The 18,032-nt window shown below is 46.7% G+C and carries 14 protein-coding genes; 2 read left to right on the top strand and 12 right to left on the bottom strand.

Annotated features, from left to right (window positions below; all coding sequences use genetic code 11):
• Nucleotides 1–148: 148 nt before the first annotated feature.
• The 10 genes from G5B06_RS08490 to G5B06_RS08445 all read right to left on the bottom strand — a co-directional run bounded on the left by G5B06_RS08490 (nucleotide 149) and on the right by G5B06_RS08445 (nucleotide 8,602).
• Complete coding sequence (locus tag G5B06_RS08490; protein WP_022426599.1) at nucleotides 149–1,237, bottom strand: class II aldolase/adducin family protein; 1,089 nt, start codon at nucleotides 1,235–1,237, stop codon at nucleotides 149–151.
• Nucleotides 1,238–1,448: 211 nt separating this feature from the next.
• Nucleotides 1,449–3,197 (bottom strand): S8 family peptidase, encoded by a 1,749-nt coding sequence (locus G5B06_RS08485; protein ID WP_173771748.1) that lies wholly within the window; start codon nucleotides 3,195–3,197, stop codon nucleotides 1,449–1,451.
• 67 nt (nucleotides 3,198–3,264) lie between these two features.
• On the bottom strand, nucleotides 3,265–4,029 hold the full coding sequence (locus G5B06_RS08480; protein WP_173762529.1) for a prolipoprotein diacylglyceryl transferase: 765 nt from the start codon (nucleotides 4,027–4,029) through the stop codon (nucleotides 3,265–3,267).
• The gene (locus G5B06_RS08475) at nucleotides 4,026–4,853 is read right to left on the bottom strand and encodes an arginase family protein (RefSeq protein WP_173762530.1); all 828 of its coding nucleotides are present in this window, start codon (nucleotides 4,851–4,853) and stop codon (nucleotides 4,026–4,028) included. The genes G5B06_RS08480 and G5B06_RS08475 overlap by 4 nt, the downstream gene beginning before the upstream one ends.
• 43 nt (nucleotides 4,854–4,896) lie before the next feature.
• On the bottom strand, nucleotides 4,897–5,952 hold the full coding sequence (locus tag G5B06_RS08470; RefSeq protein WP_173762531.1) for a DUF308 domain-containing protein: 1,056 nt from the start codon (nucleotides 5,950–5,952) through the stop codon (nucleotides 4,897–4,899).
• A gap of 163 nt (nucleotides 5,953–6,115) precedes the next feature.
• Complete coding sequence (locus G5B06_RS08465; RefSeq protein ID WP_015527205.1) at nucleotides 6,116–6,307, bottom strand: small, acid-soluble spore protein, alpha/beta type; 192 nt, start codon at nucleotides 6,305–6,307, stop codon at nucleotides 6,116–6,118.
• Between the two features lie 97 nt (nucleotides 6,308–6,404).
• Nucleotides 6,405–6,587, bottom strand: coding sequence for a PspC domain-containing protein (locus G5B06_RS08460; RefSeq protein ID WP_021977077.1), 183 nt, complete (start codon nucleotides 6,585–6,587; stop codon nucleotides 6,405–6,407).
• A gap of 13 nt (nucleotides 6,588–6,600) precedes the next feature.
• Nucleotides 6,601–7,518 carry a DUF4097 family beta strand repeat-containing protein gene (locus G5B06_RS08455; protein ID WP_173762532.1) on the bottom strand — a complete coding sequence of 306 codons (918 nt, stop codon included), beginning with the start codon at nucleotides 7,516–7,518 and terminating at the stop codon, nucleotides 6,601–6,603.
• Nucleotides 7,515–8,282: a DUF1700 domain-containing protein gene (locus tag G5B06_RS08450; RefSeq protein WP_118062757.1), complete on the bottom strand. Its 768-nt coding sequence runs from the start codon at nucleotides 8,280–8,282 to the stop codon at nucleotides 7,515–7,517. The genes G5B06_RS08455 and G5B06_RS08450 overlap by 4 nt, the downstream gene beginning before the upstream one ends.
• 2 nt (nucleotides 8,283–8,284) lie before the next feature.
• Nucleotides 8,285–8,602 (bottom strand): PadR family transcriptional regulator, encoded by a 318-nt coding sequence (locus G5B06_RS08445; RefSeq protein ID WP_015527209.1) that lies wholly within the window; start codon nucleotides 8,600–8,602, stop codon nucleotides 8,285–8,287.
• A 223-nt stretch (nucleotides 8,603–8,825) separates the two neighbouring features.
• On the opposite strand from G5B06_RS08445, the gene G5B06_RS08440 reads away from it, so the two are divergent.
• Complete coding sequence (locus tag G5B06_RS08440; RefSeq protein ID WP_173762533.1) at nucleotides 8,826–10,286, top strand: RsmF rRNA methyltransferase first C-terminal domain-containing protein; 1,461 nt, start codon at nucleotides 8,826–8,828, stop codon at nucleotides 10,284–10,286.
• Between the two features lie 120 nt (nucleotides 10,287–10,406).
• Here the strand turns inward: G5B06_RS08440 and addA are convergent, their stop codons facing one another.
• Nucleotides 10,407–14,129 (bottom strand): helicase-exonuclease AddAB subunit AddA, encoded by a 3,723-nt coding sequence (gene addA / locus G5B06_RS08435; protein ID WP_173771746.1) that lies wholly within the window; start codon nucleotides 14,127–14,129, stop codon nucleotides 10,407–10,409.
• A complete protein-coding gene (locus G5B06_RS08430; RefSeq protein WP_173762535.1) occupies nucleotides 14,130–17,459 on the bottom strand; it encodes a PD-(D/E)XK nuclease family protein in 3,330 nt (1,109 codons plus the stop codon).
• 129 nt (nucleotides 17,460–17,588) lie between these two features.
• Here G5B06_RS08430 and G5B06_RS08425 point away from each other — a divergent pair, with 129 nt between their 5' ends.
• Nucleotides 17,589–18,026, top strand: coding sequence for a hypothetical protein (locus G5B06_RS08425; protein ID WP_148444831.1), 438 nt, complete (start codon nucleotides 17,589–17,591; stop codon nucleotides 18,024–18,026).
• The last annotated feature ends 6 nt before the right edge of the window (nucleotides 18,027–18,032 follow it).

Here is an 18,032-nt window from a genome sequence, read left to right as displayed (position 1 = left end):
TTTGTAGTAATGCGGATAAAAATATCCACATTTGCTGCGTAACTCTGTCCTGAGTAACTATTTATCCGTCATTTGACAAAAAAATGCACCGGGAATTTCCTGATAGTTCCCGATGCATTTTCTTTATTTCTCTATATATTTTTCTTTTTTATTTCTTACTGCGGTATGCTTCTGCTTCCCAGTGTGTAATAAAATATGTGATCTCATCGGTCATCTGCAGCGGGCCGCCAAAGCTCTCCGCATACACCGCAAGCTTGATCGCATCCTTTACCAGAAGCTGTGCCTTTGCTGCCTTTCCTTTGTCATCTTCCATGATAAATGCGCCAACGCCCTGTACCAGGATCAGTCTTGGCTCTTTATCATGCTCTGTCATAAATGCATCCAGCGCATTTTTCGCCTCATCAATATTTTCCACAAATAACGGATAAGGTCCGCAGTATACGATATGATCCGGAGTAAACGGCTTCAGAAGAGGTGCCGCAGCAGTTTTATCTTTTACAAAATCATCAGCCTCCGCAGCCGGTACGACCTCAACCGCATGTCCGAGCAGACTGGAAAGCTTCTGTGCTGCCTGCTCTTTTTCAGGTGTAACTGCATCACTTACATCCGCAGTTCTCTTTACCTGCTTTTCCAGCTTTCCGATCACACCATCAAATAAAACGCCGATTTCCTCTACAGTATCAGCCGCAACAAAAATTCCGTGATTTTGAAGCAGAAGGACCTGCACGTCTTTTCCTGTTTCTTCTTTATAGGCATTCATTTTCTCGAAGCAGATACGGGCAAGTGTGTATCCCGGTTTGCAGATATCGATCCAGAGTACGTCTTTTCCAAGAAGCTCTTTGCAGAGAGCCTTTGCGCCCTTTCCGCAGGTCAGTCCATTGATAAGTGTCGGATGAACATGCAGGACATACGTATAGGCAAACAGATTGTGGAGCAGCGCTTCCACGCTGGGACGTTTGGTTTTATCCTCATCGGTCACTGCCGCCATTACATCTGCAAGATATGCAGATTCACGCTTCACATCATCTGCCGGATATTCCGTTTTCATGATCTCATTCAGACGGGCTCTGTCCATTTTGACAAATTCCTCTGCCTTAATGGTAGCAAGCTGTGTACCAGATCCCTTTACATACAATGTTGTATCGTCTTTTACAGAAGTATTACCGCCTCCTGCCAGAACATAAGCCGGATTACTTCCGTAAGTGTTTGACATTTTTACCAAAGTTGAAAGCTCCATAAGTAAAATTCCTCCCTGTTGTGTCATTATATGATTTTTCCATATATTTATAGTACACGATACAAAGTGAATTATCTATATGAATATTTTTTCCAAAATTAGTACTTTCGTATCCTTTTATTATTTTTCCAAATGTAATATCTATGCATCTACTCTTTCCAAAGGAAATGATCTGTTTCTGCTTTTCATATTTTTTCCAGCTCGCATCATCTCACGTCAGCAGTTCAAAGGTATGATACAGATCCACCTTCCCATACCCCCACTCCGGGTTTGGGTACTGCATGTTTTCTTCTCTTCTTGCGCCTCTCTGCAGATAATATTTCACGCTGCTCCCGGTAAAAAACGGCTGGTTATCTCGTATGATCGCCCATTCAAACAGAAGTGCCGCGATACCAGCGGTCTGTGCGGCGGAGATACTGGTTCCGGAGCGGGTTCCAAAATCTCCTCGTACCAGTGGTACTTTTACGTTAACGCCAGGTGCTGCCAGATGTGGGGTTATCATACCATCTGGTGTATAGCCTCTGCCTGCTGCAATATAGATGCTTCCGTCACGGTGCTGGTAGGCGGTTGCCGTGATGCTGTTCCTGGCATCTCCCGGCGCTGTCACCGTGGTGTAGGGAGAGGGTTCCAGAAAATAGGTATCCTGGGAGATCAGCCCTTCCACAGGAAGCCACATGTGGAACTGTACGTTCTGTCTGTTTCTTGCCTGGGTGAAAATTTTCCAGATGCCGGACGCCGGATGGAAAAATCGGATATACACCAGCGAATATCCGGTCTGCCGCTCAATCAGGATATAATTCACATACACCTTTGTTTCCACAAAGACAAAAGAAAGCTCCTGAGTTCTGGAACCGATGGAACTGCTGACTTCCAATATCTCACCGGTGGGTGACTGGATGGAAAGCCCGTAGATCTCCGGTGGCTCTCCCCAGAATTCCATGGTAAATCCCTGCTCCCTTTCTGCCACACGGAGCTCTGTCACGATCTGCTCCCTTTCCTGAGAAAAAATCCCCGTGCTGTGGTTTCTTGTATTTCCTTCGTTTCCTGCTGCCACAGATACGGATACCTGGGAAAAATTTGCCACATAGTCCACATACTGGCTTAACGCATTGGTTCCCAGATGAGCACCCTGGCTGCTTCCGATTCCCAGGCAGATAGAAAGTGGCATCTCCAGTTTTTTCGCCCAGGAAATCGCATAAGCGATGGCCATCATCACGTCATTTTCCTGAAAGACTTCTGCATCCGGAGGGTAGAGATAAAAATTCCGGAGGTATTGTTTTGCCGGTTTTACCTTGATGATGATCAATGTCGCTTCCGGCGCCGCTCCGGTAAAATTTTCTCCCGGGACCATATTTCCTGCCGCAATGCCGGCAAGTGCCGTGCCATGTCCATTGGTATCACGGGATGGCACAACAGAAAACGGATCCTCAAAAGCCAGTGCCTGGTCGATATCATTTTTACGGAATAACCTGCCATAGGGAACTTCTGTACCTGCTATATCAGTCCCATCTTCCAGCGACTGATCCCATAAATAAGCGATCCTGGAACCGCCTGCATTTCGAAACACGGCATTCTGATAATCAATCCCCGAGTCGATTACTGCCACCGCCGTCCCCTTTCCCCGAAGTTTGAGATACGGATGGTCATGCAGCCTGGTGATCCCCGATGCCCCTGCTGCCTCCATGTCCATATACGTGTAACATTTCGGGATCGAATTATAGGATGTTCCCGTGACCTCAAGTTCTCCCATACTTTCCAGCGGAACATAGAGAACCCCGAAAATCTCATTGATTGCCTGAAAAGATGTCCCCGAAAAAAGTTCCATGGTGTCCTTTACATTCTGCATATATTTCACGATAAAATCCCCGAAGCGCTGACTCTGTGCCGGATTTTCCGACTGCGCTCCGGGGATCTTATCCTCTGTTTTCATATTTGGTTCAAAATCTTCTTTTCTGAGCATGGCAGGCCTGCTTTCGTCTTTTTCATAGATGTATGCAAAGAAAACCTGTCCTTATGACACTACTGTCCTACGCTGTCTGATTCTTTCTTTTCATCACCAGTATCAACAGCACAATCCCAGCAATCCCGGTAAAAATACTGATAAACTGGGAAGTTGACAAAATCCCCACACTTCCCCGGATAATATCTCCACGAAAAAACTCGATCACAAAGCGTCCAATGCTGTAAAAGATCAGATAGCAGGCAGTCACCTGGCCATCTGCTTTTTTATTCCGCGCGATCAGCAACAGCAAAAGAAAATGCAGAAAATCCAGTCCGCTGGAATACAGCTGCGTCGGGATCAGTGCCACGTGATTGGGCGCATATTCTGAATTCTGAAATATCACAGAAAAAACTCTCTCTGTCTCTTTTCCATAACAACAGCCCGCCAGAAAACATCCGATCCGTCCAAATCCCTGGGCCAGTGCCACAGATGGCAGGATCACATCCGCATATTTAAAAAATACAAGTTTTCTGATCCTGCAGTACAAAAATCCTGTCAGTATCCCGCCGATGATTCCTCCAAACACCACAAAACCGGAACTTAACGTTTCCATCATAAATCCCGGATCCTGAATGATTGATTTCCACTCTGTAATCCAGAAGAGAAGTTTTGCACAAAGAAATCCACCCACCAGGCACCACAGGACCATCGGAAAGATCTGTTCACTGTCAAGTCCCTGTTTTCTGGCTCTGTACTCTGCAGTCAGACAACCTGCCACAATTCCAATGGCGATCATCAGGCCATACCCGTATACCGTAAATGGCCCGATGGTAAGAAGTTCATTTTTCATCGGTTTCCTCCTGATGTCCCGTTTTTGTTTTCCTCAATATCCTCACCCACATCTGTGGATGTAAAAAATTCCAGCAGCGCAGCATTGGCCCTGTCATTCAAAGCACTGTTTCCTGGCTCTTTGGCATCACATTCCCCACAGATATCCACGCCCAGGATCCTGAGACTTTCTTCTACACATTTCTCTCTAACAGCACCCAGACATTTCATCATGGTACTTAACCGCATATCACCCTGGCTCCAGTTTGTGTCTGCATCCGTCTCGCAGAGCACATCTTTGTCTATGGAAATATATAACGGATATTCTCCCACCTGTTCTTTTACAAATGCACACACTTCCACATCTTCCATTTCCAGAAGTTTCTCCCTGCTCAAAAACTCCACCTTTTCCCTAAGCTCCGGTTCCACTCTGGAAAAAGCCTCCTCATCCGGGCCGATCAGGATCACCTTTTTAAGCAGAGGAAGTTCCATAATGGAATCATAAATCCATCCTCCGCAGGAAAGCAGGCCGCCAAAAGCAGGCGGCTGCATATCTGTATGATTGTCAAATACAAGAAGTTCAAAAGGCTCCGGGATCTTTTCCAGCCAGATCCTTGTCATATAGTGATAGTTTCCGGAATCAATAAAATGGATCTCTCCGGAAGAATAAGGGGCAATGCGGCTGCGAATGGCATTCATCGCATCCTCATCGCAGTAGCAGTTAGTTCCGGGAATGTCCCTGGCCTCCACCCGGGCTGCTTCTTTTCCCCTCCAGAACTGCTGATCCTCATATATTCCGGAAAAATCCATCATCAGTATCTTAATATTTTTATCTGTATTTTTCATGTGCACATCTTACCACGGAATGGCAGATGATGCAAGAGAGGTGTCAGTCCTTCCACTCTTCCAGGTCTTCATCGGAACCGTCCAGAAGATCCTTCAGGCTGCCGGTCTCCGCCTGGTCTTTGCCCACATCCCAGAGTTTCATTTCTACATTCTCCGGTTCTTTTTCCCAGCGGGAATTCTCCTGCTTCTGTTCTTCTTCCGGTTTTGCGGACTCTTCTGTCTCTTTTCTGTCCGTAGAATATCCGTCTGTATCCTGTGCCGTCATAGCCGTTGTAGTTTCTTCTGTAGTTTCTGTTACAGGTTTACTCTCTTCCTCCTGATCCTTCTCTTTTTTTCGGAAGATTCCACGTCTGGACTTTTTCTCCGGTTCCGTTTCCATTGCTTCAACCGGTGTACTCTCGGCCACATTGTCTGTTGGATATTCTGTTCCACTCCCACTCTGCAACTCATTTAGCTCATTTTCATCCTGCGGTTTTGTATCATCTGGCATATCCATATCTGCTGTTTCATTTACAGCATCTGAACCAGCCTCTTCCTTCTCTGCCTCCGCTTTTTTCGCGATTTTTCGAAGTCCCAGCTTCATAATAATAAAAAATATGATATCCGCAGCTCCGTCACACACCAGCACCCAACCGGAAAAGATCAACAGCGTCATGATCTTTGGAAATCTTCCAAACAACATCACAATTCCAAGTGCAATAAAAACAAGACTGCCGATCAGAAGCACACTCCATGCACCGCGTCCACCTTTTTTCAGAAGAAAAGCACCTTTAAATTTCCACAGACTGTCAACCAGTACAAATGCACTGAGCATCCATGGAAGCAGCTTGATCACGATGGAAGGTGTCATAAAAAGGAACACGCCCAGCACGAAAACAACTACACCGCTTAAAAGATCCATGATCGTAGCAGTTGCTTTTCCACGTATGTAAATATAGATATGATAAATGCCAACTCCGATGAGGATCAGCCCGAATACCACTTTACAGATCACATCCACCGTCTGTGTGGGGATCAGGATCAGGCAAAGTCCCAGAAGTATATAAAATACGGAAGAGATGATCTCACCCTTCAGAATGTTATTGATTTTTTCACCCATTTTTATACCTCCTCTGTTATTCCAACAGTATAGCTCTTTTCCACTGGTCAGTCCACCCTGAACCGTCAAAAAAAAATTCTTTTTTCAAAAAATTTTCTTATAATTCAATACAGCCTGAAGGATTTTTCCGGCGGCATTTCACCGCGTTCCTTCAGGCTGCATTTTACTTTTTATGTTTCTTCTTTTTTGTCATAAGACCACCGATCCGTCCGGTTTCTTTTGCAGAGAGGCTTTTCCACCCGTCTTTGATCACTTTATCCAGGACTCCCATCTCATCGGCAATCTCGTATTTCAGTTTTTCTGCCTGGGAAAGTTTCCCCTCCAGGTATGCCTTTACTTCTTTCTCCCTGTTCATCTTCCACACTCCTCATCTTTTTTATGGAGTATGAACAATTTCCGGAGAAATTATGCATTCTGAAAAATATGTCCGTCCTTTACGGATGCTGTCAGCTTTAATCCGGGATAATGATGGCCGCAATGATATACGCCAGGATTCCGGCTCCACCCATCAGCGTGATGATCACCCATACCAGCCGGACAAGAGTCGGATCGATATCAAAGTATTCCGCGATTCCGCCGCAGACACCACATAACATACGGTTTACTGATGATTTATAAAGTTTTTTGTTGCTCACAATGCTTCCTCCTTTAATCTTCTTCAAATTCAACCTGAACGTTTCCCATTCCGCAATCCAGTTTTATATTTTTTACGGCAGCTTCATTTGTGATCTGTTTATTTCCGGAAGTGATAGACGTTTCCATCGAATCATCCAGTTCCAGATTTCCAAGACCGCATTTCAGTTCATAATTATAATCAGCAGCTTTTCCTGTAAGTGTAAGCTCCATATCTCCCATACCACAGCTTCCTTTTAAATTCTCCACCTGAAGTTCACTGATGTCGGCAGTTCCCACTCCGACTGTAAAATCTGCTTCTTTTATATTCAGACTGCCGGAATTTTCAATGGTTCCGGCCCCCACATTTACTTCCATCTGACCCGCTTTAAAATCACCATCCAGTTCGATGGTTCCTGCTCCCATCTGAAGTTTTATCTTCTGAAAGCTTAAGTTTTCCGGGCAAAAAATTTCTACGGAACGGTTTCTCACTTTTTGATTGCTTGCAATTCTCAGACTGCCGTTGTCATTGCTGATCTTAACACGATTGTGGTCCCTCCCTGTAACTTTCACCTGAACTTTGTCCTCATTCCATGTTTTCAAAACCAGTTTTTCGTATCTCAGGTCACAGGAAAGGTCTGACACAGCCGAAGCCTCATATACCTTCGTATATGCGGAACTGTCTGCACTGCCTACCAGGACGCCCTTCTCAGTTACCGCGCTCTCTGCAGCTGCCTGAAAATCATCCTCCAGCTCATCCATATCTTCTTCAGAGTCTTCCACTTCCCAACTGTCTTCATGATCCAGCACACGAAGCACCTGCGTGATCCCATGATCCAGCACACTCACATCCCCCATGGTCGCTCCCATGGCAGCTCCGCCTGCAGTAAGTCCCAAACCCGCCGCACCGAATACTGCCGCAAGGATCAGGATTACTTTCAGAAAACGTTTCATACTTTTTCCGCCTTTCTTCCATTCAGGAGATTACTGCAGAATCCTGTAAATTTCCGCAGGATCGCCGGCAGTATCTTACCTGTGAACCACACCGTCAGTGCCAGTAACAAAAGTCCAAGTGCCATCATCAGAAATCCGATACCGATAGTCAGGATCCCGGCCGACGGAAGAGATACCACCATGGCAATTCCAACAGCAATACACGCAACTGCACCGATTACAAGAATGATCGATCCCGCTCCCGCAAAAAATGTCAGCAGGAAGGGCAGTAACGCCAGTGTCACCAGAATCCCCAGTGCTCCGCCAAACAATCCTTTAATCAAAGGAGCCGCAAAAACAAGAACGATCAGCGCAAGGATGATCCCTGCCTTATTCTGCTTCTTCTCTGCATGATAGCCACGCTGGGCCCGACTTTTCCTGCGGTTTTCGGCACTTCCTGTATCATGAGGCTCTTCTTCCTGTCCATCTCCGCGTACTGTTATTTCTGTGTACTGATCTGGCATCTCCCCGTTCTCTTTCACACGGGTGTCCTGATATCCGTTCTCTGTGTATTCCCCGTAATCTTCACTGTTCTCCTGAAGATCTGCCTTGATGATCGCGGCAACCTTCCCCGGATTTCCCAGTTCCCGGATCACTTCTCCTTCATTCTCCGGACCTGCATCATCAAAATATCCTTCATAATATTCCAGTGCCTCCTGTCTCTCCGCCTCTGAAATATCGGAAAGCAGCCGTTCAAGCTGTTCCATAAACTGCTTTCTGTTCATAATTATACTCCCTCCTCAAACATCCTGGTAATCTTGGATGAATAGATCTCCCATTCACTTCTGTAAAGATTCAGCTGCGCTGCGCCCTTATCTGTCAGCTTGTAATATTTCCGGTTTCTGCCTGCATATTCCATATTGTAGGCTTCCAGGCATTCATCCTTCTGAAGCCTTCGAAGAACCGGATACAGCGTGGATTCTGAAACTTCCAGAACACTTCGCACATCCTGGGTGATCTTATACCCGTAGGTACCGTCCTTCTCTCTGGAAATAACAGCCAGGACAATCGCATCCAGGAGGGCTGCTCCTGTATTAAATACCATCTGCTCACCTCTCTATGACCTGTAAAATGGACATTCAACTTCCACCTTACTACATGCTCATGAAACGCGATGGCGTTTTTCATTCACATGATAAGCCATGTAATATTGTTCTGTGAATAATACTATATATCGTATAATATAGTTTTGTCAATAGTATTTAGAAAAATCCTTTCATCCTTTATAATATTTTCAGCAGTTTGAGATTGATATTATGGAGGAAATTATGACAGATTCAGATAAAATACAGACATTACCGCTTCCTTTTCTGGAGCGTATGAAAGAAATGCTTGGAGATGATTATGACGCTTTCCTTGAAAGCTACGAAAATCCCCGCACCTACGGTCTCCGTGTAAACACCGCAAAGCTCTCCTGCCAGGACTTTCAGGAACTTTCCCCTTTCCCAATCCGTCCGATCCCGTGGATCAATACCGGATACTTCTACGATGAGGAAAGCCGCCCCGCCCGATGCCCTTACTACCAGGCAGGACTTTATTATCTTCAGGAACCAAGTGCCATGGCACCGGCTTCCAGACTTGCCATCGAACCGGGAGATTTTGTCCTGGATCTCTGTGCGGCTCCCGGTGGAAAAGCAACTGCCCTTGGGGCTGCCTTAAATGATACCGGCTTTCTTCTTGCCAATGATATCAGCACTTCCAGAGCCAGAGCCCTTCTTCGGAATCTGGAACTTTTTGGCATGAAAAATATGCTCGTCACAGACGAAAAACCGGCAAAACTTGCCCAGCGTTTCCCGGCTTTCTTTAATAAGATCCTTCTGGACGCCCCATGCTCCGGGGAAGGCATGTTCCGAAAAGAGGAAGCACTTGCCCGTGACTGGACCCCGGGAAAATCCGCAGAACTTTCCGATATCCAGAAAGACCTGATCTTAAAAGCTGCCGATATGCTCCGTCCAGGTGGAATGATGCTTTACTCCACCTGTACCTTCTCTCCCTGCGAAGATGAAGAAGTTGTAGCCTATCTTCTCCGTGAGCGTCCGGATATGGAACTTATGGAAATGTCAGGATACGAAGGATTCTCTCAGGGTCGCCCGGAATATGCCAGTACAGCAGACACTTCCGATTCCGAAATCGCATTAAACTTAAATACATTTGATCCGGAAGAACTTCAAAAATGCGTCCGAATCTTTCCACACAAAATGGATGGCGAAGGTCATTTTCTCGCCCTGTTCCACAAAAAAGGCGATTCTCTTCCACCTGTTTTCCGTTTCTCCGCAAAAGGGCCGGACAAAAACACCCGGAAATGGCTGGAGGAATTTTTCTCTGAGATCGGCCTGAAAACCATTGGCGGCCAGGAATTTGACTGGAACCGTGTGGAAGTCCGCAAAGATAAAGTGTACTATCAGCTGCCTTTCCCGCTGGATCTCCGGGGGATCTCCTTCCTTCGAAACGGTCTCTATCTGGGTGATCTGAAGAAAAACCGATTTGAGCCGTCTCAGCCACTGGCGCTGGCTCTTCATAAAGGAGATGTGGAAGCCGTTATCTCTCTGCCAGTTTCTGATGAGCGGCTTACCCGTTATCTGAAAGGCGAAACTCTTATGATCGAGCCGGAAGAGGCCGCTCACAAAAAAGGCTGGCATCTTCTCTGCGTGGACGGTTATCCTCTCGGATTCGGAAAACTTGTAAACGGAATCCTGAAAAACAAATATCCTGCGGGCTGGAGAGTATAAGCGCTCCGCCGCAGGATATTTCCCCACATCAATATAATATCGCATTTGCCAGTCAGAGACCGAACCTTTCTGCAAAGTAAGTATTCGGTCTCTGACTTTTATTTTTCACAACAATATTTCTCACAACAGAATTTCTTTTCCCAGCGTAAACGAATAAATATACCGTTCCTTCACTTTCCGGCCTGTCATCCGCTCTAGCGCCTGGGCATAATCTTCCAGCTGAACACGATAACGGTCGATCAGTTTCTGTTCTTCTCCACGTTTCACAAAGTCCGTTTTATAGTCCACCAGAACGATTTCTTCCGCCTCTATAAAATACGCATCAATGATTCCCTGCACCAGAACATCTTCCTCACACTGCCACTCCGGTTCCAGCTCCGAAGCTTTTCTTGCGATCACAAAGGGCTGCTCCCTAAACAGCAGCTTCTTCTCTGAAGCCGCTTTCATCCTCTGGCCGAGAGATGATTCCCCAAAGTTCCAGATGTCTCTTACCCGGACAGACTCAGCCTCTTTTCTTTCCATCTTCTTATTATCACCCCATTCTCTCAGCTGACTGCGGATTTCCTCCTGGCTTCCGGCATGTCCGTAATCCAGGCACTCCATCACCCGATGATAAGCCGTTCCGCGAAGTGCTCCTGTATAACCTTTCTCTTTTTTCTCCTCGATAAACCGAGGAACTATCGGCTGAATTTCTTCTTCCGTCTCATAATCCACCGTCTCTTCAAGATCCTGTTCACTGTGGTAACTTCTCTTTTTCAGTTCTGATACACTGACTTTCACAGGAAGATCTTCCAGATATTGATATGGATATATGAAAGAAAACCGTCTCTCGATCTCTTCCCGGATCTCACTGTCAAAAACTCTGCCCGGATTCCAGTTTTCCAGAGTTTCTTTCTTCATTTCCCGCTCTGCCTGTTCCACAATCTCATTTTCTGTAAGATCCTGTGCTGTGATCTTCGTCACCACAAATTCCGAAGGATCCCCATACAGTGGATTCATCCGGTTCATAAATATTCCATATTCATGGAAAAGTGACGACATACACCTGTGCCTTGCAAGAGATGGAAGTACATAATCCCAGTAAGTTTTTCCACGCATACGCAGTCCCAGAGAAAGCAGCTCTTCTTTACTGTCCCTTAATACGGACAGTGATGTCAATTTTTGTTCCAGATCTCCCACTGTTCCACAGAGAATCAGTTTTTCTTTTGCTCTGGTAAGTGCTACATACAGCACACGGAGTTCCTCCCCCAGACTTTCTTTAAGAAGTTCCCGGCGGATGATCTGTTTGCACAGGGATGATGCGATGATCCTCTTTTCCGGCAGTATGGCGTCCGCACCGATGCCAAGATCCGGATGGATCAGAATACTTGCATTCATATCCCGGAAATTAAACCTTTTCCCCATTCCTGCCGCAAACACAACAGGAAACTCCAGACCCTTGCTCTTATGAATGGTCATGATCTGCACAGCACTTTCTCCTGCCCCGGAAAGGTTCACCTCTCCGTAATCCACCTGATACTGCTGCAGCTTCTGGATATACCGTACAAAATTAAACAGACCACGATAACTTGTCTTCTCGTATTCCATGGCTTTTTCCACCAGCATGTTCAGGTTTGCACTTCTCTGTGCGCCATCTGGCATAGCCTTTGCATGGTTTCCATATCCGGTACGTTCCAACACTTCCAGGATCAGCTGGTGAACCGGCGTATATGCAGCCATATCCCGGAGTCCGTTCATTGTGTCCCAAAAACGGGATAGTTTCTCTCCCAGAGTTTTTTTCTTCTCCTCAAAAATCCGGTGTTCCCGATAATCCTCCACAAATGCCCGCACACATTCACAGATCATTCCCTCCGGATATGCGATCCGAAGCTCTGCCAGCTCCTCTGTGGTGCATCCCACAATGGGAGAACGAAGCACACCGGTCAGAGGAATATCCTGAAGAGGATTATCCAGCACCCGGAGATAATTCAGAAGTGTAACAACCTCTGTTGTGGAAAAATATCCGGTTCGGGACGCCGTATAGGACGGAATCCCTCTTGCAGCCAGCACTTCCCCAAAAGTCTCTGCCCATCCGGTGGCAGAGCGGAGCAGGATCACAATATCTCCATACCGTACAGGACGGTACTCCCCGGTTTCCTTGTCAAGCACAAGGTCATGTCCCACCATGGAACGGATTTTTCCTGCAATGGCCAGAGCCTCCAGCTCCCTTTCATTTTCCGGTGCGTCCACATCGGAATCCTCCAGGATCTCCCCGTCTTTTTCCACAAGAAGAACCTCAGTCTTTACGAATTCGCTATCCTGTCCCTCTGAAAAAGTGGCTCCCGGATACAGAGCTGCCGCCTCATCATAATCAATTCCACCCAGATCCGCACCCATGATCTGGCGGAAAATAAAGTTGACACTTTCCAGAACCTCCGGTCTGCTTCGGAAATTTTTGTGAAGATCGATCCTCTGCTCCAGGCTGTCTGTCAGAGAATAGCTTTTGTACTTCTCCATAAACAGCTCCGGACGAGCCAGTCGGAACCGGTAAATACTTTGCTTCACATCTCCTACCATAAAGATATTTTTACGGTCATTCACCCAGCCGGAAACATTCTGCATCAGAATTTCCTGAACCAGGTTGCTGTCCTGATATTCATCCAGAAGAACCTCATCGTATTTCTCGGAAAGTTCCCTTGCTGCCTGGCTTGGCGTACAGATATCTCCTTCTTTTTTCAGAAGGATCTCCAGGGCAAAATGTTCCATGTCTGAGAAATCCAGGACATTTTTTTCCCTCTTCTTGTCACTGAAACGCTGTGCAAAATCTTTGGTGAGTTTTACCAGCATCTTTAATGGTCCTGCAGATGCCAGCGTCAGCTCCGTCAGTTCCTCAAGACTGCACTGAAAATACCGGCTTCCCAGATCTTTCAGGATATCCTTTGCATCTTCCCGGATATCTTTTACCAGACTTTTCAGCTGGCCGGATACCCCTTCCATCTTTTTTGTGGAAAGCCTTGCAAATGAAAGATTCTGCAGAGTCTGTACCATCTGATCATAGTCCTGTTTATCGGACAGTTCCTGCAACTGCCGGATCAGCACAAGATCTTTCTGCAGGGCATCCAGATACAGTTCCGGTCCCTCACTTTCTCCACAGATCTCCATGGCACTCCGGTTCAGTTCTTCTGCTTCCTTCAGCGCACTGTCCACAATTTCCCACAGAGACTGGTACCACTTTGTTTCCACAATTCCTTTTTCCGGGTCCAGGCAGTAATTCTCCACACAGCCATCCAGCCACTCTTCGGGCCAGGGATTACTAATGGACGCATCATACAAATCCAGAACATGCTCTTTCAGGCTTTCATCGGATTTCCCTGCCGCATAGCATTCCACAAAAGTGGTAAAATCCTCATCGCCCTCTGCATAATAATCTTCAAAAAGCTCCTTGAGCACGTCTTCCTGCAAAAGCTTCAGTTCTCCTTCATCTGCTGTCCTGTAACCCGGGTCCAGTCCGATCAGATGAAAATAATTCCGGATCACATAGGAGCAGAATCCGTCAATGGTCGTGATCTGTGCAGTATGGATCAGTGTCATCTGTCTCTGTAGATGCTCATTATCCGGATCTTCGGCCAGTGCCTGATCCAGGGCACGTTCAATACGTTCTCTCATCTCTCCTGCTGCCGCTCTTGTAAAAGTCATGATCAGAAGGCGGTCAATATCCACCGGTTTCACAGGATCCATGATCTTACTTAAGATCCTCTGTACCAGCACTGCGGTTTTACCGGAACCGGCCGCCGCACTGACCAGAATATTCCTGTCCCGGAGCGTAATGACTTTTTCCTGTTCTTCCGTCCATTTCACAGCCATTTATTCGTCCTCCTTCATGATTTTTTTCCACAGGTCACTTTCTGTGAACGACGGCAATCTGTGAAACTCATATCCCGGTATCTTTCTGTCAAATCCGCAGACCGTACTGTACGGACAGTAAGTGCAGGCATTCTTTTTTCCAAGCTCATAAGGTGCCACTGCCGCATTTCCGTCCAAGATCGATTCCCGGATATCGCAGATCTTACGGCGCACATATTCTCCCAGCGCATCAAACTGCTGCCTGGATGCCACCGAAGACCGCCTGCTGAAACTTCCGTCCTTATTTCTGGACACTGGTATGGATGCAAGAGTTTCATCAATCTTTATGCTTACATCATCATCCGCCTGGACCAGACCGTTCATTTTCAGTTTTTTCAGCATCTGATCCTGGACCCTCTCTACGTCCGCATGGATCTTCTCCTGGATCATGGGATCCTTCACATTATAATAAAAAATTCCCGCAGGAACAATTTCCCGGTCCGGATACTTTCTCTGTTCCACCTTCAGTGCACCATCCAGATAGATCATCAGCTGCAGCTGCAAGCCATGATACAGCGCCAGCATATCAAAGGAAGTATTTCCGGTCTTGTAATCAATAACTTTTACATAGACCCGGTTGTTCTCCGGTTCTTCCATAATATCCACACGATCGATCCGGCCACCTTCAAATTTCACCTCAAAACCTTCCGGCCGGAATTCTCCATGTTTCAGCTGTTCCTGCAGTGCCCACACCGTACGCCTTAAGATCCGTCTGGTCCGCTCGATCATATATTCATTCCTTGCACTGCTTTTGAGAACTGTATTTCCGTAATCTGCGGAAACCTGATCCAGACAGTCATCTATGATACGGTTTCTTTCTTCCTCTGTAAGATCCGCCCAGTCCAGTCCCTCTTTTCGGACTTCCGCCGCAAATTTTTCCAGTGCCATGTGCATCACATTTCCCATATCCATAGCACGGAATTCATATTCCGCCCGTTCTGTCACTTTCAAGCCATACTGCAGGAAATGTGCAAAGGCACAGGCCGCAAACCGCTCCAGCCTGGTAGCACTGTACGGAGAAACTTCCCCGTAAAGAATTCCTGCCACCGTTTTTCCGATCATATCCGACGGACGTTCCGAAAAAGATACTTCTGTCAGCCGTTTCACAAGTGTCCTATATTCCGGACTCTGAAGGTACCAGCTGTACAGTTCCTGGAACACTGCATCATCCCGATACGATTCTCCCGCAAGACCTTTCAGCAGATAATCCAGACTGATTCCCGGAAGTTCCAGAAGCTCCATGGAGTCCTGCGCTTCCCCACACTGCCGGATCTCCATTTCCGGAAACATTTCCCGGATATTATTAATCAGAAATGCCGGGCTTAAAGCCTTTCCCTGACTGTCCGACTGACAGAAAGAAAGGCAGAGAAGTTCTCTCGGCTTGGTCATATTCAGATAGAGATAAAATCTCTGCGTATTCATCAGCTCTTTCGGACCAGGTGCCAGCTGTATCCCCTGATCCTGAAAAAATTCCCGGTCAAGCTCAGTCAAAATTCCCCCACCGGAAGTATTCTTGGGGATATTCCCCTCATTGACTCCAACAAAAAACAGTGCACGGATATCTTTCAGCCTGGTTCTCTCCATATCTCCCACAAGTACCTGATCCATACTTGGAGGAATCAATGCTACTTTGGCCTGATTAAGACCGGTCTCCAGAAGCTGCCGGAAATCCTGGCGGCTCACTGTCTCCTCACCCAGGATCTCCACCATGTTGTCCAGAAGTTCCATAACGATCCCGTATATCTGAGCATACTCCTTCTCCATGGCCTTGTCGCCCTGTTCCTTAAATTTCAGTTCCTGATGTTTCAGTTTCTGCTGCACCTGGCTCTTCAGGGCAAACTCATAGAGAATGGTACAGTATTCCCGTACCGTCTTCTTCCCGCCTTTAAAACTTAACGCCAGCTCCCTGGTCTCATCCGCAAACCGCTCCCGGATCTCATTAAGCCTCTGAATGCTCTCCGGCGGCATCCCCCGGTAAATACGCACCCATACTTCATCCCATTTCTTAAATCCACGGATGCCAAGAGCCAGCACATAATTCTCCAGAAGATCTGCTTCCTCCCTGGTCACGCAGGACATCCCGCACCGGAGATAACGGAATACACTCTCATAGGAAAAATCCTGCACTGCCATCTCAAGTGCCGCACGGAAATATTCCACAAAAGGATTCATCAGAACCGTATGTTTCTCATCAATGAAATACGGGATCCCGGCTGCTGTAAACACCTGCTTCGCAAGATTTCCGTACTCCTCCAGGTTACCGGTGATCACCGCGATCTCACCGTAACGGCAGTCTTTTTCACGGACAAGTCTGGCAATCCGCCGGGCAGTTTCTTCCATCTCTTTCAGAGGACTCGTTGCGGAAAACATACAGATCTCATCCTGCTTCTTTTTATATACGTTTTTCCGGTAACGGAAGATATTTTTTTCCAGAAAATGAAGAGCCGGTGCCTGGGAAAACCGGGATTTTCTCACATCTTTCAAAAGGATCGATTCCTCAATATCCCTAGTCAGTTCCGAAAGTCCGTGGATCATCTGACGGCTCATATAAAAAAGCTGATAGGGCTTCCCTCTGGTGCTTAAATTCTCGGTTGCATCCATAGTCACCGTCACCATCACTTTTTCACAGACAGCAAGCAGCTCTCCCACCACCCGCATCTGAATGGGCGTAAAACCGGTGTATCCATCCAAAAGAAGAACACTGTTTTTCATCTTTTTTGAAAAAGGAAGGGCTTTTTCCAGAGCGTCCATCACTTCTTCACCTGTCATATAATGATCTTTCAGATACCCGATAAAAGCCTGATAAAGAACAGATACATCTTTCAGTTTCATCTGAAGCAATGCTCTGTCACTGGAATCCTCGATCATCTCCTGGATCTCACTGTCCCGGATATCGTACTGCATAAACTCCGACAAAATGGACTTCACTTCATCCAGATATCCCGCCTTACGCATCTGGCCTCCCAGGTAGGAAAGCTCCTTTCCATGCTGCTGGACCATCTTCTGGAGCACCATACTCTTACCTGTTTCTTCCAGAAGCGTACGGCTGTCTCCACCAACTTCCTCCAGCACGCGATATGCCAGACGCTCAAAACTTAAAATATCAATATTCAGGATTCCTTTTCCCGGACTCATCTCCACCAGCGTCTTCTGGGTCTGCATGGTAAACTGTTCCGGCACGATCACAAAGAAAAGCTTCTCTGGATGCAGTCCGGCCTGTTCTATGATATTCTGATATGCATAACAGGATTTTCCGCTTCCGGAACTTCCTATAATAAACTGTAAAGACATCTGTTTCCTCCTGATCCGTCTAAAGTACCCCTATCATACCACAAATCCTGTTCCTATAGAACGGGAGCTCTGGCATAATTTCTCCATCTCTTTAATAAACTATATAAAAAGCTTCGGGAGGCGTGCGCCATGAGTTCCAAAACCAGGATCATCGTCCTACATATGAAAGAGATCATCTACACAGCCGTCTTTCTGGCTCTGGCTGTTGTTCTGGCTGTTATCCTTTTCTTCATGTTCGGTCCCGGAAAAACTGCCAGTGATACAGCCAGCGAAAAATCCCGCTACAAACCGGGCGTATATACCTCTTCCATCACCCTTAATGACAATACCTTCGATGTGGAAGTCACCGTAAACGCCGACAAGATCAAAGCCATCCGTCTGGTAAACTTAAGCGAAACCACAAAAGCTTCTTACCCTCTCATGGAGCCGGTTCTGGATTCTCTGGCAAGCCAGATCTATTCCAGCCAGTCCCTGGAGGACATTCAGTATGCAGGAGACCGGAAATACACCTCCCAGGTACTCCTTTCAGCCATCACAGACGCAGTAAAAAAAGCGGAGAACACCTAAGCTCTC

The organism is Blautia luti (assembly GCF_013304735.1).
Classification (GTDB): domain Bacteria; phylum Bacillota; class Clostridia; order Lachnospirales; family Lachnospiraceae; genus Blautia_A.
Note: the sequence above shows the minus strand (reverse complement) of the source record. Positions and strands in the feature narration are given on the sequence as shown.

Coding starts and splice junctions, on each gene's coding strand:
- G5B06_RS08490 (WP_022426599.1), bottom strand. CDS start 1,237: ATGGAGCTTTCAACTTTGGTAAAAATGTCAAACACTTACGGAAGTAAT.
- G5B06_RS08485 (WP_173771748.1), bottom strand. CDS start 3,197: ATGCTCAGAAAAGAAGATTTTGAACCAAATATGAAAACAGAGGATAAG.
- G5B06_RS08480 (WP_173762529.1), bottom strand. CDS start 4,029: ATGAAAAATGAACTTCTTACCATCGGGCCATTTACGGTATACGGGTAT.
- G5B06_RS08475 (WP_173762530.1), bottom strand. CDS start 4,853: ATGAAAAATACAGATAAAAATATTAAGATACTGATGATGGATTTTTCC.
- G5B06_RS08470 (WP_173762531.1), bottom strand. CDS start 5,952: ATGGGTGAAAAAATCAATAACATTCTGAAGGGTGAGATCATCTCTTCC.
- G5B06_RS08465 (WP_015527205.1), bottom strand. CDS start 6,307: ATGAACAGGGAGAAAGAAGTAAAGGCATACCTGGAGGGGAAACTTTCC.
- G5B06_RS08455 (WP_173762532.1), bottom strand. CDS start 7,518: ATGAAACGTTTTCTGAAAGTAATCCTGATCCTTGCGGCAGTATTCGGT.
- G5B06_RS08450 (WP_118062757.1), bottom strand. CDS start 8,282: ATGAACAGAAAGCAGTTTATGGAACAGCTTGAACGGCTGCTTTCCGAT.
- G5B06_RS08445 (WP_015527209.1), bottom strand. CDS start 8,602: ATGGTATTTAATACAGGAGCAGCCCTCCTGGATGCGATTGTCCTGGCT.
- G5B06_RS08440 (WP_173762533.1), top strand. CDS start 8,826: ATGACAGATTCAGATAAAATACAGACATTACCGCTTCCTTTTCTGGAG.
- addA (WP_173771746.1), bottom strand. CDS start 14,129: ATGGCTGTGAAATGGACGGAAGAACAGGAAAAAGTCATTACGCTCCGG.
- G5B06_RS08430 (WP_173762535.1), bottom strand. CDS start 17,459: ATGTCTTTACAGTTTATTATAGGAAGTTCCGGAAGCGGAAAATCCTGT.
- G5B06_RS08425 (WP_148444831.1), top strand. CDS start 17,589: ATGAGTTCCAAAACCAGGATCATCGTCCTACATATGAAAGAGATCATC.